We start from the raw sequence: 14,831 nt of genomic DNA on the forward strand, positions 1-14,831 counted from the left end.
CCCCTGCATGAAGTCACCGGGCGGCGCACGCTGGCGAGCACAGCTCACGGGCTGGCGCGGCGGCCTGTTCGCGTTGCTCGGCCTCTACGCACTCGGTGCGACCGTGTTCCTGCTGGCGGGCGGCGGTCAACCCGCCATGACCTCGCTAGTGGCGATGGAAGCTGAGGTCGAAGGCGGCGACGCTTCGGCCGACACCGGCCAAGCCACGTCGGTCGAGCCGGCCGCCGCCGGCGAGGCTGCAACCGGTGCGGCCGGATCGGTTTCCACAGCGGCCGCAGCGTCGGAACCGCCTCCGGATTGCAACGACATCGACCCCGTCGAACACAACGTGGATCCAGGCCTGACGGGCGTGCACGCGCTGGACTTCGTGACGCTTGAAGAACAACCCGCAGCATTCGCTGGCTACGCAGGCTGCCCGCTCATCGTGAACTTCTTTGCATCGTGGTGCGTGCCCTGTGTCACCGAGATGCCCGACTTCGAACGCTTCTGGAATGAGCACGGCACGCAGGTCGCGGTGCTCGGCCTCGCGGCCAACGATCGGCTGGAAGATGCCATCGCAACGGTGGCCGACCGCGGCGTGACCTACCCCACCGGGCTCGACGAGGGCGAGCTATTCATCGACTTCGGCGGGCTGGGCATGCCCACCACCGTGTTCGTGTCGCCCGAAGGCCAGATTCTCGAGACACACAGCGGCCTGCTCACCCTCGAAGACATCACCAGCCGAGCAGAGGAGCACTTCGGCCTGTAGGCCGAAGCAACGACACAGCGGCCTGTAGGCCGAAGAAAGGACACAGCGGCATATGAACAGCGCTCGACTCACTTTCGCCTTCACGGCGGGCATCGTGGCCACGGTGAACCCGTGCGGGTTCGCCATGCTGCCTGCGTACCTGTCGTTCTTCTTGGGTATCGACCGCCGCGCCAGCGAGGGCAGTCCGCGCGCTGGCGTCGGGCGGGCACTGGCCACCGGTGCCGTCGTCACCACCGGCATCGTGGTGGTTTTCGGCATCGTCGGCATCGCGCTGTCGGCGGGGCTGAGCGCCCTGCGCGACTACGTGCCGTGGGCGGCCATCGTGATCGGTATCGGGCTCATCGCACTCGGCGTCGCCATCCTCGCCGGCTTCCGCCTGACGGCATACCTGCCCAAGTTCGAGCGAGGCGCCTCGGGGCGCGACGTGCGCTCGCTGTTCCTGTTCGGGGTCAGCTACGCGGTGGCGTCGGTGTCATGCGGGCTGGCAACCTTCCTAGTGGTGGTCACCGCTTCGACCGGCGACGACAGCTTCGTCGGCGGCATCGTGTCGTTCGTGCTGTATGCGCTCGGCATGGGTCTGGTGCTCACCTCGCTGGCCGTCAGCCTGGCGCTGGCTCGCGGCTGGCTGCTGAGCAAGCTCCGCGTGCTCATGCGCTACACCGACACGATCGCGGCAGTGCTGATGATCGCCGCCGGTGCGTTCACCATCTGGTACTGGTTCATCGATCTGACCGACCGCGGCGGCGACGGACTGGTGGTGACGGTCGAACGGTGGAGCAGCAGCCTGAGCAACTGGGTGGCCTCGGTCGGCGGGTTGCGGCTGGGTCTCGTGATGAGCATTGTGCTCGCCATCGGGGGCATGGCAATGCTCGTGTCGGGGCGCGGCGGCGACGCCTCAGCGGTGCCGGACCTCGCCGACGAGTCCTCCGGGCCCGACCAAGCGGGCAGTGCCGCTGAGGTGCTGAACTAAGCCACCGTGGCACTGCACCTGAAGGACCGCACGCTCCTCGATGCTGAGCGGCCATTTGCCGAGCTGCTCGCCCGGCCAGGTGTGACCGAAATGCTGCAACTCCGTTCGCGATTCGGCTTCATGGCCTTCCACGGCGGGTGGCTCGAAGAGGTCACCGACGACATCGCCGCAGCAGCAGCCGAGCGCAGCGGCGCATCGGTGTACGCGTGCCTGCAGGGTCCCAACGATCAGTGGCACCTGCCCAGCCACTGTTTCGATCCCGCCGACTCGCCGGTGCTGCGCGAATTCCTCGACCACGTCGACGTCGTGGTCGCGGTCCACGGCTTCGGCAGCCCCCGCTTGCTGCGAGCGGTGCTGCTGGGCGGGCGCAACCGGACACTCGCGGCCCACGTCGCGGTGCACTTGATCGGGCGGCTGCCGCACTACGAGGTTCTTCACCGTCTCGACGAGATCCCCAAGACGCTGGCCGGCCAGCACCCGCGCAACCCCTGCAACCTGCCCCGTGGCGGCGGCGTCCAGATCGAGTTGCCGCCGCGCATCCGCGGCAAGAGCCCGATGTGGACGGGATTCCGCGGCCCCGGACGGGTGCCCCATCACGAGGCACTCATCGAAGGCTTGGCCGCGGCGGCGCGTGCATGGACGGCCTCGGAGAATTCACACGGCACCGGCAGCGAGCTGGTGCCCGAGCCTGCTCTGGCCGACTGAGACGCCCTCGATGTCATTGCGCGTCGCAGCCACGGTTGCGGCAGCAGGAATCGTCGGTGCTGCTGTTCGCTGGAGCGTCGCCACGCAGATCGACGACAACTGGGCGCTGCTCATCGTCAACGTGATCGGCTGCGGCGTTGTCGGCTGGGCCACCGCCCGGCACGAGCGGGCCCGGCACCGCAGGCTCGTTCAGCCCGGCATCGGCAGCGCCAGCCGAAATGCCGCCGGCCCGGCGCCCGGGCTCACGGCCGGCTTCTGCGGGGCGCTGACCAGCATGTCGGCGCTCGCACTGCAGCTCGCGCGGCACCTCGACGACGGCCGCATCGCGACAGCGGGGGCATGGCTCGGCCTGACGGCTGCGGCGTGCACTGCTGCGTTTGTGATGAGCCACCTCGCTGTCGTATTCGCCTACGGCAGACGGCCATGACGGTGCTGGCCACAGCGGTCGGTTTCGGCGTGGCAGCCGCTATCGGCACGTTGCTCCGCTGGCGAGCGAGCACCACGCTCGGGCCGGGCGGGACGCTGCTCATCAACATCACCGGAGCCTTCGCACTCGGCCTGCTCGCAAGCACGTCAGGCGCAGCCGCCACCATCGTGGGCACAGCGGGCCTCGGAGCCCTCACCACGGTGTCGGGCATCTTCCCCGAGAGCGCACGTCTCATGCGGGCCAGCCCGCTGCTGGCACTCGGTTACGTCTCGCTCACCATCAGCGGCGCAACCGCCGCCGCCACGCTCGGCCTCCGACTCGTCTAGCGCTAGCCAGCCGGCCGGCCCGAGGTTCAGGCGGGGGCGGGAATCTCGGTGAAGTTGAGCCAGGGGTGGAGCACGTCTGGCACCGCGATGGAGCCGTCGGGTCGCTGGTGGTTCTCCATGATGAACACGAGCGTGCGGCCGACGGCGCATGCCGTGCCGTTCAGGGTGTGGACCAGTCCTTGGCCGTCGGGGTCGAACCAGCGAGTGCCGAGGCGGCGGGCCGAATAGTCGGTGTAGTTCGAGCATGACGTGACCTCGCGGTAGGCACGCTCGGACGGCAGCCACACCTCGAGGTCGTACTTCTTGGCCGCTGCGGCGCCTAGGTCGCCGGCCGCCACGTTGATGACCCGGTAGGGCAGGTCGAGCGAGCCGACGATCTCCTCCTGGATGGCGCGCAACGCCTCCAGCTCGTCCCAACTCGTGTCCGAGTCGCTAAACGAGAACATCTCCACCTTGTCGAACTGGTGCACCCGGAAGATGCCGCGGGTGTCCTTGCCGTACGTGCCGGCCTCGCGCCGGAAGCACGATGAGAACCCGGCATAGCGCAGCGGCAGCCCGGTCCGGTCCAGCCGCTCGCCGCGGTGCAAGCCCGCCAGCGCCACCTCCGACGTGCCGATCAGGAACAGGTCGTCGCCGTCGATCTCGTACACTTGGTGGCGGTCGGCGGGAAAGAACCCGGCCTCGACCATCATCTCCTCGCGCACGAGCACCGGCGGCACGACAGGCACGAAATCGTTGCGCTCCAGCAGGTCCATCGTCCACTGCACGAGGGCGAACTCCAGCCGCACCGCCGCGCCCTTGAGGTAGGCGAACCGCGAGCCGCTGTTGCGGGCGCCGCTCTCGGAGTCGACCAAGCCGGCCAGCGCTCCGATCTCGGCGTGGTCGTGAGCAGGCGGCTCGCCCCGCTCCCCCACCTCACGCACGGTCTCAAAGTGCTCCTCGCCGCCGGACGGCACCTCGGCCGCGGCCGGGTTGGGAACCTGCAATGCCAGCTCGGTTCGCCGCTCAGCAGCTTCCCGCTCGGAGACCTCTAGGCGTTCCACCTCTTCCTTGAGACGCGCCGCCTCGGCGATCTTGGCCGGGCGCTCGTCGGGGGCCGCCCGACCGATCTCGCGCGACGCGGCGTTCTGAGCCGCACGCGCCTGCTCAGCCTGGTGGGTGACTGCCCGCCACGTCTCGTCGGCCGCGAGCACTTCGGTGATGAACTCCGGCGACGCCCCCTTGCGGGCGGCGCCGTCTCGATACGCAGCGTCATCACGAAGCCGGCGAAGGTCGATCACGCCGGGTGAAGCTACCGGCCTCGCATCCGCACGGCGAAGTGAGCCTCGTCACTGACCGGCCGACTGCAGCAGCGCGTGACGCGACGGCCCGGTGCGGTGCTTGCGCCAACCGTTGTGGGCCGCGAGGATCGCCGGATGCCTGAACAAGCACCGACCGCCTCCCGGCACATTCGTTTCGAGGCCGACGACAAGCCTCCGCTGCCGCTCACTGCCGGACTGGGCCTGCAGTTTGCGATTCTGGCCATCGCCGGCGTGGTGCTCACGCCCGCGATCGTCGTCCGAGCCGCCGGCGGAACTGACGCCTACCTGACGTGGGCCGTGTTCGCCGCCGCAGCGATCAGCGGCATCAGCACGATCCTGCAGGCTGTCCGGTTCGGCCGCATCGGTGCCGGGTACGTGCTGTTGATGGGCACGTCCGGCGCATTCATCGCCGTCTGCGTCACTGCCCTCACCGACGGCGGGCCGGGCCTGCTCGCCAGCCTGGTCGTGGCATCCTCGCTGTTCCAGTACCTGCTCGCGGCGAAGCTGTCGCTCTTCCGGCGGCTGCTGACGCCCACCGTGGCGGGCACGGTGGTCATGCTCATCGCCGTGACGGTGATGCCGCTCATCTTCGACATGGTGACGGCGTCGCCCGAAGGCAGTGCTGCGGCGAGCGCCCCGTTGAGTGCGCTCGCGGCCATGGGCGTCATCGTCGTCATCGCGCTGAAGGCCAAGGGCAGCCTGAGGCTCTGGGCACCGGTCATCGGCATCGTGGCCGGATCGATCGTGGCGGCGCTGTTCGGGTTGTATGACTTCGACAGGGTTGCTGACGCCGGTTGGATTGGTCTGCCCGACAGCGGCTGGCCCGGCTTCGACTTCTCGTTCGGCGCTGAATTCTGGGGCTTGCTGCCCGCGTTCATCTTCGTCACGCTCATCGGCGCCGTCGAGACCATCGGCGATTCGGTCGCCATCCAGCGTGTGTCGTGGCGCCGGCCCCGGGCCGTCGACTACCGGGCCGTGCAGGGCGCCGTGGCCGCTGACGGCACCGGCAACCTGCTGTCGGGATTGGCGGGCACGGTGCCGAACACGACCTATTCCACCAGCATCTCCATCACCGAGCTGACTGGCGTGGCTGCGCGCCGGGTAGGCGTGGCCATCGGCATCTCGTTCATCGTGATGGCATTCGTGCCCAAGCTGCTCGCATTGGTCCTCGCGATCCCCGATGCCGTCGTCGCGGCCTACGCGACTGTCTTGCTGGCGCTGCTGTTCGTGGTGGGCATGAAGATCGTGATCGCCGACGCCACCGACTACCGCCGGGGGCTGATTGCAGGCTTCTCGTTCTGGATCGGCGTGGGCTTCCAGAACAACCAGATCTTCCCCGAGTACCTGACGGGCTTTGCTGGCGGCTTCCTCGAGAACGGCATGACCGCCGGTGGGCTCACCGCCATCGTGCTGACGCTGTTCGATGAGGTCACCCGGGCCCGTCCCCAGCGGTTGCGCTGCGAGCTGGCGGCATCGGCGTTGCCGCAGGTTCGGGTGTTCGTGGGCCGCTTCGCCGACCGCAACGGCTGGAGCCGAGCGATGTCGGACCGTCTCGACGCGGTGGCCGAGGAAGCGCTGTTGACGCTGATCGACGCCGAACGGCCCGCCGACGCCGACGAGGGTCGCAGCTTGCGGTTGACAGCAGGCAAGCAGGACGGCGGTGCCGTGCTCGAGTTCGTGGCCACCGCGAGCGGGGAGAACATCGAGGACCGGCTCGCTGTGCTGGATGCGCACAGCGTGGAGCGGCCCGTCGAGCGCGATCTCTCGCTTCGCATGCTGCAGCATCACGCCGCCTCGGTGAATCATCAGCAATATCACGAGGTGGATATCGTGACCGTCCACGTTGACGTGCCCGATCCCAGGCTGCTCACCGAGGCGTGAGCGCCGGGTCCACGGTCGAGGGGGTACTCCAATGACCGAACCGTCCTACGACGTCGTGTGGCCTGGAGCGCCCTCAGGCATCGAGCACCGGGATTTGGCGCCGAGACTCGACACGCTTGAAGGCAAGCGGATCGGGTTCTTGTGGGACTACCTGTTCCGGGGCGACGAGCTGTTCCCGGTGCTCGAACGCGAGCTCGCTGCTCGCTACGACGGCGTGACGTTCGTGGGCTACGAGACATTCGGCAACACCCACGGCGGCGACGAAGCCGCCGTCATCGACCGCCTGCCCGACTCTCTGCGTTCACGAGCTGTCGACGCCGTCGTGTCGGGCATGGGCTGCTGAGGCAGCTGCACGCCCGCCGTGGCGCGGGCAGCAGTAGCAGCCGAGACCGCGGGGGTGCCGTCGGTCTCGATCGTGTGCGAGAGCTTCGACGGCCAGGCCGTCGCGACCGCAAAGGGGCACGGATTCGAGCAGCTCCCGCTGGCGATCACCGTGGGCCACGTGGATGCCCAGTCCGCTTCGGATATGGAGAGCAACTTCGTCAATCACACCGTGGACGCCATCGTCGAAGGGCTGACCGGAACATCTGCCGCACGCAACGGCACGAACGGCCGCGTCGCCCGCAGCGATCCGGCCGAGGGCAACGAGCGCTCGCTCGGCCCCTCCGCGCTCGACTCAGCATCGCTCGACCCAGCCCCGTACGACACCGTGGCCAGTGGTTCGGTGGACGACATCAACGACGCCTTCGCCGAGAGGGGATGGTCCGACGGGCTGCCGATCGTGCCGCCGACGCGGGACCGGGTCGAGCGCTTCCTGGCCGGCTCGGTCTTGGACCCGCAGCAGTCGCTGGGCATCGCCCGAACAACCGGGCGCGACATGACCGTGTGGTCGGTGGCAACCAACGCCGTCATGGCGGGCTGCGAGCCGCGGCACATGGGTGTGCTGCTCGCCGCAGCGCGCATCCTGGCCGACCCGCACTACGGCGCTGAGCACTCGGGCAACACCACCGGCGCCGACGCGCTGATGATCCTCGACGGTCCGAATGCGGCAGCGCTGGGCTTCAACTCCGGCGTCGGGGCACTGCGCGACGGTGTGCGCGCCAACACCAGCGTCGGCCGCTGGCTGCGGCTCTACCAGCGCAACGTGTTCGGTTTCACTGCGGCCGAGCACGACAAGTCCACCTTCGGGAACTCGTTCCGCGTGGTGCTGTGCGAAGACGCCACCGCCCTCGCCGACATCGGCTGGGACCCCGTCAGCGCCGAGTTCGGCTTCGGCCCCGACGACGACGTGCTCACCATGGCCCGCTTCAACAGCGGGGCCATCGTCGGCAGCGCGTTCGGCTCGACCCCCGACGAGATCGTGCCGTACCTTGCCGACGGCCTGGCGCGGATCACCGGCTGGGACCTGGGGCACCTGTACGGACTCGGGCGGATGCACTACCGGCCGCTGCTGGTGCTGTCGCCGATCTTGGCGCGCACCTGCGCGGCGGCCAACGGGACCAAGGCGAACTTGGCCGAGGCGCTCTTCGAGCACGCTCGCATCCCTGCGTGGCGCTTCGAGAAGCTCATCGGCGAGTGGACCAACTTGGCGGCGGGCCGTCCCCAGCTCACCGATGTCGTCGCCGCCGGCGATCTGCCGTCGCAGTTCGCCGAATCAGACGATCCCGACCGCCTGGTGCCGATCGTCTCGGAGCCGGCGAAGTTCGTGATCGCGGTCGCAGGCGACGCCAACCGCACCAACGCCTACGCATTCAGCCACGACGGCCCCCACGGCGACTACGCCGCCGCCCCCGTCGAGCAGCTCACGTCTTGAATGGAGTGATTCAGCCGACAGCTGCATCACGACCTGCCTGCCTCGCAAGGCCGCGAACGGTGTCGCAAATCGACATCACATGTTGTTGCAAACCGACATTGTGAGGTGTTGCAAACCGACATCACAGGCTGTTGCAAACCGACATTCCAGACTCGGCAGCTACGCTCGCGGCATGGACGGCTACTTGGAGCGGCTCGCTGACCCGCTGATCGCGGAATTGCTCGAGACGCTGCCGGCTGTGTCGCTGGTCGGCCCGCGGGCGGCGGGCAAAACAACAACCGCCGTCCGGCACGCCAGCACAGTCATCCATCTCGACCGTCCAGCCGAGGCCGAGGTAGTAGCAGCGGATCCCGATGCAGCGCTCAAGGGGCTCGCGGAACCCATCCTGCTGGACGAATGGCAGGAGGTGCCCGAAGTTCTCGGGGCGGTGAAGCGCGCGTGTGACCGTGATCGCCGTCCAGGACGCTTCATCCTGACCGGATCGGTGCGAGCCGAAACCGATCATCGGACATGGCCGGGCACCGGCAGGGTGACTCGCGTAGAGATGTTCCCGCTGACCGTCGGCGAACTGTCAGCCTCGACAGCACCCATGCTCGTCGACCGCGTCGTCGAGGGCGGCCCGGCGCTGGCAGCGGTTACCCGCTGGGCAATCGATGGGGTCGGCAGTTCACCCGCTGAGGGCACCGCTGCCGACCTCCGGGACTACGTGCGGATGGCCATACGAGGCGGGTTCCCGCAAGCGGCGCTCGGCACTCCCGAACGTGCCCGCCGCCGATGGCTGGATACCTACGCCGCGGAGATCGTCGGCCGCGACGCCGCGCTCGCAGGCAACGGTGTCGACCGCAGCCGGCTGGGACGCTACTTCGCGGCATACGCCCGTCAATGCGCTCGCATCGTGGACGACTCGCTTCTCTCTACGACCGCAGGCATCGACCGCCGCAGCGCGCATGCGTATCTCGACCTGCTCGAGCGCATCTATGTGGTCAGCGAACTGCCGGCGTGGTCATCGAATCGCACGAAACGGCTCGTCAAGCGCCCGAAGCGGTTCCTCGTGGATCCTTCGCTGTTCGCCGCGGCGACTGGCACCACCGAGGCGGGGGTGATGCGCGATGCCGACCTGTTGGGCCGCCTTCTCGAGACGTTCGTCGTCGCTCAGCTTCGAGCGCAGGCCACTGTCAGCGAGCATCGCTGCACGCTGCATCACCTGCGGCAGCACAACGGTCGACACGAAGTCGATGTCGTGATCGAACTCGACTCCGGGTACATCATCGGCATCGAAATCAAGTCCACCGCCGCCCCTTCCCGCCATGACGCCCGACACCTCAGCTGGCTGCGCGACGAGGAAGACGATCGATTTCTCGCGGGCATTGTTCTTCATACCGGCCTAGGCATCATGCCGTTCGGGGACCGCCTGTGGGCAGCGCCGATCAGCACGCTCTGGTCTTCGCACTCTCCCAGCCCATAGCGCAACAGCGAGACCGTCGGGCCGGACGGGCGAGGCTCAGCAGTCGAGGTTGGGACTGAGGTCGCAGCCGGCTGGGTCGGTCCAGAACAGCATTGAGGTGCCCATAGCCGCGTAGACCGCGATGGCGAGCACCAGCCCTCCGACGAACATCCACGTGAACAGCTTGTTGTCGAAGCGCAGGTGCATGAAGTAGGCCACGACGATCTCGAACTTGACGACCATCAGTATCAGCAGCAACGGCACTTCCAGCGGGCCGACCATGTCAGCGAAGAAGTAGATCAGTACTTCGGCTGCCGTGAGCACGGCGAGCAGCAGGGCGACCTTGATGTAGCCGAAGTCGCTCAGGCCGTGGTCATGGTCGTCGTGAGCCTCGTCGGAGGGGTGGATCTCTTCGGATGCGGCTTCGGTGGCGGTGCTCATCGCTGCACTTCCTACGGGATCAGGTAGACGACCGCGAAGATCACGATCCAGACGATGTCGACGAAGTGCCAGTACAGGCCGATGATCTCGACGGTCTCCGCCCGCTCAGGACCGATGATCCCTCGATTGATCATCGCCCACAGCGTGACCAGCATGATGATGCCCAGCGACACGTGGACGCCGTGGAAGCCGGTCAACGTGTAGAAGGCCGACGACGAGATGCTGACGGTGAAGCCGAGGCCTTCCCGGTAGAAGCTCGTGAACTCGTACACCTGACCGGCGATGAACACGGCACCCTGCGCGGCAGTGGTCAGCAGCCACAGCTTGCAGCGCTCCATCTCGCCCCTGGCGATTGCCGACACCGCGAGCACCATCGTGAGCGAACTCATCAACAGCACGAACGAGCTCACCGAGGTGAACGGGATGTCGAACAGATCGGCGGCTTTCAGCGACTCCTCGCCCGACAGCGGTCGACGGTTGCGCAGCAGCAGGTATGTCGAGATCAGCGCCCCGAAGAGCAGGCAATCCGAACCCAGGAAGGTCCACATCGTCAGCTTCTCGTTGGACAGGCTCGTGGTGGGCGGGACGATCTCGTAGTCATCCCAGTCGGTGCGGGGGTAGGCGATCTGCGGTTCGTCGCCTTCGGCCGGTTCGACGGCGGCTGTCGTGCCGGCGGTCGTCGGGGTATCAGTCACCGGCGGCCTCCCCGTTTGCTGTGCTGGTGGCCAGCACGCCGTTGTGGTCATCATGGCCGTCGGGGCCGTCACCATGATCATCGTCGTGGTCGCCATGCCCGTCGTGGCCGTGTCCCGCGTCAGGGTCGGTGGCCGGTTCGAGCGTCCAGCCGAACATGGAACCGACCAGCAGCAACAGCCCGATGCCGGCGATCCAAAGGTTGTAGATCAGCCCGAACCCGATGAGCGGCATGCCCGCCGCAAGCACGATCGGCCAGTACGACGGCGACGGCAGGTGCGGGTGCTGATCGCCGATCTGGGCGATGTCGTCGCCGTTGGCAATCCGTCGCAGCTTGCCTGTCTCGTCGGGCTGGTACTTCTTGTGCCAGAAGTCGTCGACATCGCTCACCACGGGCACGTAGTCGAAGTTGTGCTCGGGCACCGGCGACGGAATGGCCCATTCCAGCGTGCGGCCGTCCCACGGGTCGGCTCCGGCCTGGGGCTCGAGGCCCCGGCGGTAGCGCCCCCACGTGCGGAAGATGTTGACGGCCAGGATCACCATGGCAATGAGCATGAAGAAGTAGCCGATCGTGGCGATCTTGTTCCAGAACTCGAAACCGTCGAATTCCCCATAGACGCTGTGCCGCCGGGCCATGCCCTGCAAGCCCACGATGTGCATCGGTCCGAACGTGACGTTGAAGCCGATGAGCATCAGCCAGAAGTGCCAGCGGCCCATCCGCTCGTTGAGGTGGTAGCCGAACGCCTTGGGCCACCAGTAGTACATGCCGGCGAACATGCCCATGAGGGCGCCGCCCACGAGCACGTAGTGGAAGTGCGCCACGATGAAGTACGTATCGGTCTGCTGGGTGTCGGCGGGTGCGATCGCATGCATGACGCCGGACAAACCACCGATCGTGAACATGGCCACGAGCGACACCGAGAACATCATCGGCACGGTGAAGCGGACCTTGCCCGCCCACATGGTCGCGATCCAGTTCAGGATCTTCACACCCGTCGGCACTGCAATGAACATGGTGGTCGCCGAGAACGCCGCCACCGACACCGGCCCCATGCCCGAGGTGAACATGTGGTGCGCCCACACGCCCCACCCCATGAAGCCGATGGCCGCACCCGACAGCACCACGATCGGGTAGCCGAACAGCGGCTTGCGGCTGAACACCGGCAGCGTCTCGGACACCACGCCGAATGCCGGCAGGATCAGGATGTAGACCTCCGGATGGCCGAATATCCAGAACAGATGCTGCCAGAGCAGCGGGTCGGCACCCGCGTCGACATTGAAGAAGTTGGCGTCGAAGGTTCGATCGAACGTCAACAGGATCAGCGCCACCGTGATGACCGGCAGGGCGAACACCAGCAGGAACTGCACCACCAGGATCATCCAGGTGAACACCGGCATGCGCAGCAGGCTCATGCCCGGGCAGCGCATGTTGATGATGGTCACCAGCAGGTTGATCGCGCCGAGCAGTGAGGCGATGCCGGCGATCTGCAGGCCCAGGGCGTAGAAGTCCATGCCGTGGCCGGGGCTGAAGGCCATGCCCGTGTTGGGCGCATAGGCGAACCAGCCGCCGTCGGCGCCGCCGCCCAGGAACCAGCTGAGATTCAGGAAGATGCCGCCGAAGAAGAAGACCCACAGGCCGAGCGCGTTCATGCGGGGGAAGGCCACGTCCCTGGCGCCGATCTGCAGCGGCACGAGATAGTTCGCGAACGCGTTCGCCAGCGGCATGATCACCAGGAAGACCATGGTGACGCCGTGCATCGTGAACAGCTGGTTGTAGAAGTCGGCGCTGATCACCTCGCCGTCGGGCGCCCATAGCTGCAGGCGCACCAGCCCGATCTCGAGCCCGCCGATCAGGAACCAGAACAGCGCGAGGGCGCCGTACATGATTCCGATCTTCTTGTGGTCCACTGTGAAGAGCCACTCGCGCCAGCCGGTTGCGTGCGTGGGACGGGCGAAGACGCCGGTACGGGGCGAGTCGTCTCCATGCGCGTCCGGCTCGGCCACCTCGAGCTCGGTGCCCGGTCCAGAGCTGTCCGGAAGATCAGGACTTTCCGGCTGATCGGTGATGATTGCCATCAGGTCGTTCTCCTAGGCCCTGCTCATCAGGGCAGCACCGGCGGGCTGCCGAGGGTCTGCAGGTAGGCCATCAGATTGTCGAGGTCTTGATCGGTCAGCACCTCTGAGAAGTCCAGCATGCCCTGCTGGTTGTCGGCACGAGCCGGCTTCATGTCGGGCGCGTTGCGCACCCACTCACGCAGCTCGGCAACGTTGAGCTTGAGACTTCCGTCGGGATTGCGCAGGTATGCCCCGTCGGGCCCGGTCTGGTAGGTCTCGTACAGCGCTCCGGCGAAGGCCGTGCGGCTCATCAGGTTGGTGAGATTCGGTGCGATGCCCGCGAGCAGGTTGGCATTGCCCCCCGCCGCGCTCTCGTAGACCCCGTCGACGACGTGGCAGCTGATGCAGTGGGTCTCGAACAGTGCGGCACCGGCCGCTTCGGGTGATTCATCGGCAGGCGCCACTTGCGCCGCCGCCTGTCCGGCGAGCTGTTCTCGCATCCAACGATCGAATTCCTCGGGAGTAAGCACGATGGTGCGCATCTGCATGTTCGCATGGCTCAGCCCGCAGAACTCCACGCACTCGCCGTAGAAGATGCCCGGCTCGTCGGAGCTGATCCGCCAGTGGTGAACCCGGCCGGGCACGGCGTCCTTCTTGCCGTTCAGCTGGGGGATCCAGAACGAGTGGATGACGTCGTTGGAGTGGATCTCGAGGTTGACCTCTTCCCCGGTCCGGATGACCAAGTCGTTGGCCGTGACGATCTCGTAGCGGCCGTCTTGGTCAAGGTTGTATTTGTCGATCTCGTCTTTGTCGAGCTCGTAGGTGAATTGCCACCACCACTGCTGGCCCTCGACCTTGATCGTGCGGCCTGTGCCTGCGGCGGCGAGATCGAACACTGTCCCGAGCGTGAAGATCGTGAGGAACACCAGCAACGCCGTCGGGATGAGCGTCCACGTCAGCTCGGCCTTGCGATTGCCATGGATCTGCGGCGGCAGGTCATCGGGGTCGTCGGTGGGCTTGGCCCGAAATTTCACGATGATCGCGAAGACTGCGGCAGCCACGAAGATGCCGACGCCGACCGCCATCCAGCCCGACAGGCGCATGAGGAAGTCGATGTCGCGGGCTTCCTGACCGACCGGCTTGGTGGCATCGAGGCGACCAGTGGCACAGCCCGCCAGCAGCAAACCGAGCAACGCCGCTACGGCCAACTGCCAGCGTCGAGCAAAGCGAGCGCCCATCACTCGTGCCCTCCGTCGGACTCGCTCATCTCACCTGACCCGCCGGCGCCATGATCGTCGGATTCGCTGTGATCATCGGCCTCGGCGTGATCGCCGACGTGGTGGAACTCACGCTCGCCGATCACGGCTGAGGTGATGCCCGCGACGATGAGCGCGACGCCGCCCAGCACCAGCATCGACGCCGTGACGGCGCGTCGCAGCTGCGGCTTCGCGTACACGAGGAAGGCGAACGCCAGGATCACCGCCGCGATCACGATGGCTGCATAGCTCGCCGCCGTCTTGCTGACGGTCAGGAAGATGCGCGAAGCGAGCACCACCGGAATGGCGATGCCCAGCGCGCCGTAGAGCGAGATCTCGAACGGCCGCAGCAATCGTGCGCGCTCGACCGCATTCGACTCTGCATCGGTGGACAGGTGCTCCGCCCATGCGCTCATGGTCCACTCGATGGCGGAGATCAGCAGCAAGGCCACGCCCGCGATCGTGAGCAGGGAGTCGGTCACCAGCCCCACCATGAGCACGCCCATGCCCACCGCCGCCATGATCGGCCAGTACGCCGGGGTCGGACGGTGCTCGTGCGAGTGCTCCCGGTCGAGCGAGTCGCCGTCACCCACCGTCAGTGCCAGGGCGAACAGCAGGGCGAAGGCCCCGGCGGCCACGCCCAGCACGATCGTGGCGTACATGACCACGTGACCGGTGCCGTCCATGCCCGTGAGCAGGCCCACCGCCACCGCGGCCACGGCAGCCAGCGCGATGCGCCCGGCGAAGTACCTGCTGGCGATGCCGACCATC

The 14,831-nt window shown here is 67.1% G+C and carries 14 protein-coding genes; 8 read left to right on the top strand and 6 right to left on the bottom strand.

The window, feature by feature from the left end; all coding sequences use genetic code 11:
- Positions 1–7 precede the first annotated feature (7 nt).
- The 5 genes from ACOGI8_RS00065 to ACOGI8_RS00085 are packed head-to-tail and all read left to right on the top strand — an operon-like array spanning position 8 to position 3,176.
- Entirely contained in the window at positions 8–748 is a 741-nt protein-coding gene (locus tag ACOGI8_RS00065) for a TlpA family protein disulfide reductase (RefSeq protein WP_419854882.1), read from the top strand.
- Between the two features lie 52 nt (positions 749–800).
- On the top strand, positions 801–1,718 hold the full coding sequence (locus tag ACOGI8_RS00070; RefSeq protein ID WP_419854883.1) for a cytochrome c biogenesis CcdA family protein: 918 nt from the start codon (positions 801–803) through the stop codon (positions 1,716–1,718).
- A 6-nt stretch (positions 1,719–1,724) separates the two neighbouring features.
- Positions 1,725–2,423: a poly-gamma-glutamate hydrolase family protein gene (locus tag ACOGI8_RS00075; protein WP_419854884.1), complete on the top strand. Its 699-nt coding sequence runs from the start codon at positions 1,725–1,727 to the stop codon at positions 2,421–2,423.
- 10 nt (positions 2,424–2,433) lie between these two features.
- Complete coding sequence (locus ACOGI8_RS00080; protein ID WP_419854885.1) at positions 2,434–2,850, top strand: FluC/FEX family fluoride channel; 417 nt, start codon at positions 2,434–2,436, stop codon at positions 2,848–2,850.
- The gene (locus ACOGI8_RS00085; protein ID WP_419854886.1) at positions 2,847–3,176 is read left to right on the top strand and encodes a CrcB family protein; all 330 of its coding nucleotides are present in this window, start codon (positions 2,847–2,849) and stop codon (positions 3,174–3,176) included. The genes ACOGI8_RS00080 and ACOGI8_RS00085 overlap by 4 nt, the downstream gene beginning before the upstream one ends.
- Positions 3,177–3,202: 26 nt before the next feature.
- Here the strand turns inward: ACOGI8_RS00085 and serS are convergent, their stop codons facing one another.
- Positions 3,203–4,456 carry a serine--tRNA ligase gene (gene serS / locus ACOGI8_RS00090; RefSeq protein WP_419854887.1) on the bottom strand — a complete coding sequence of 418 codons (1,254 nt, stop codon included), beginning with the start codon at positions 4,454–4,456 and terminating at the stop codon, positions 3,203–3,205.
- Positions 4,457–4,591: 135 nt separating this feature from the next.
- Here serS and ACOGI8_RS00095 point away from each other — a divergent pair, with 135 nt between their 5' ends.
- From ACOGI8_RS00095 to ACOGI8_RS00105, 3 genes are all read left to right on the top strand, one after another.
- On the top strand, positions 4,592–6,358 hold the full coding sequence (locus ACOGI8_RS00095; protein ID WP_419854888.1) for a uracil-xanthine permease family protein: 1,767 nt from the start codon (positions 4,592–4,594) through the stop codon (positions 6,356–6,358).
- Between the two features lie 31 nt (positions 6,359–6,389).
- Complete coding sequence (locus tag ACOGI8_RS00100; RefSeq protein WP_419854889.1) at positions 6,390–8,171, top strand: UGSC family (seleno)protein; 1,782 nt, start codon at positions 6,390–6,392, stop codon at positions 8,169–8,171.
- A 172-nt stretch (positions 8,172–8,343) separates the two neighbouring features.
- On the top strand, positions 8,344–9,636 hold the full coding sequence (locus tag ACOGI8_RS00105; RefSeq protein WP_419854890.1) for an ATP-binding protein: 1,293 nt from the start codon (positions 8,344–8,346) through the stop codon (positions 9,634–9,636).
- 36 nt (positions 9,637–9,672) lie between these two features.
- On the opposite strand, the gene ACOGI8_RS00110 is transcribed toward ACOGI8_RS00105, so the two are convergent.
- From ACOGI8_RS00110 to ACOGI8_RS00130, 5 genes are read right to left on the bottom strand one after another with little or no spacing between them, the layout of a single operon-like run.
- Complete coding sequence (locus ACOGI8_RS00110) at positions 9,673–10,056, bottom strand: cytochrome C oxidase subunit IV family protein (RefSeq protein ID WP_419854891.1); 384 nt, start codon at positions 10,054–10,056, stop codon at positions 9,673–9,675.
- Between the two features lie 11 nt (positions 10,057–10,067).
- Positions 10,068–10,751: a cytochrome c oxidase subunit 3 gene (locus tag ACOGI8_RS00115; protein ID WP_419854892.1), complete on the bottom strand. Its 684-nt coding sequence runs from the start codon at positions 10,749–10,751 to the stop codon at positions 10,068–10,070.
- Positions 10,744–12,825, bottom strand: coding sequence for a cytochrome c oxidase subunit 4 (locus tag ACOGI8_RS00120; RefSeq protein ID WP_419854893.1), 2,082 nt, complete (start codon positions 12,823–12,825; stop codon positions 10,744–10,746). Before ACOGI8_RS00120 ends, ACOGI8_RS00115 begins: the two co-directional genes overlap by 8 nt.
- Positions 12,826–12,851: 26 nt before the next feature.
- The gene (coxB, locus tag ACOGI8_RS00125) at positions 12,852–14,042 is read right to left on the bottom strand and encodes a cytochrome c oxidase subunit II (protein WP_419854894.1); all 1,191 of its coding nucleotides are present in this window, start codon (positions 14,040–14,042) and stop codon (positions 12,852–12,854) included.
- A complete protein-coding gene (locus ACOGI8_RS00130; protein ID WP_419854895.1) occupies positions 14,042–14,830 on the bottom strand; it encodes a hypothetical protein in 789 nt (262 codons plus the stop codon). The genes coxB and ACOGI8_RS00130 overlap by 1 nt, the downstream gene beginning before the upstream one ends.
- Position 14,831: the final 1 nt, after the last annotated feature.

The organism is Candidatus Poriferisodalis sp. (assembly GCF_965204195.1).
Taxonomy (GTDB): Bacteria; Actinomycetota; Acidimicrobiia; order Acidimicrobiales; family Poriferisodalaceae; genus Poriferisodalis.

What these genes read in the sequence shown, in the direction of transcription:
- ACOGI8_RS00065 (WP_419854882.1), top strand. Translation starts at nt 8, where the DNA reads ATGAAGTCACCGGGCGGCGCACGCTGGCGAGCACAGCTCACGGGCTGG.
- ACOGI8_RS00070 (WP_419854883.1), top strand. Translation starts at nt 801, where the DNA reads ATGAACAGCGCTCGACTCACTTTCGCCTTCACGGCGGGCATCGTGGCC.
- ACOGI8_RS00080 (WP_419854885.1), top strand. Translation starts at nt 2,434, where the DNA reads ATGTCATTGCGCGTCGCAGCCACGGTTGCGGCAGCAGGAATCGTCGGT.
- ACOGI8_RS00085 (WP_419854886.1), top strand. Translation starts at nt 2,847, where the DNA reads ATGACGGTGCTGGCCACAGCGGTCGGTTTCGGCGTGGCAGCCGCTATC.
- ACOGI8_RS00095 (WP_419854888.1), top strand. Translation starts at nt 4,592, where the DNA reads ATGCCTGAACAAGCACCGACCGCCTCCCGGCACATTCGTTTCGAGGCC.
- ACOGI8_RS00105 (WP_419854890.1), top strand. Translation starts at nt 8,344, where the DNA reads ATGGACGGCTACTTGGAGCGGCTCGCTGACCCGCTGATCGCGGAATTG.
- ACOGI8_RS00110 (WP_419854891.1), bottom strand. Translation starts at nt 10,056, where the DNA reads ATGAGCACCGCCACCGAAGCCGCATCCGAAGAGATCCACCCCTCCGAC.
- ACOGI8_RS00120 (WP_419854893.1), bottom strand. Translation starts at nt 12,825, where the DNA reads ATGGCAATCATCACCGATCAGCCGGAAAGTCCTGATCTTCCGGACAGC.
- coxB (WP_419854894.1), bottom strand. Translation starts at nt 14,042, where the DNA reads ATGGGCGCTCGCTTTGCTCGACGCTGGCAGTTGGCCGTAGCGGCGTTG.
- ACOGI8_RS00130 (WP_419854895.1), bottom strand. Translation starts at nt 14,830, where the DNA reads ATGGTCGGCATCGCCAGCAGGTACTTCGCCGGGCGCATCGCGCTGGCT.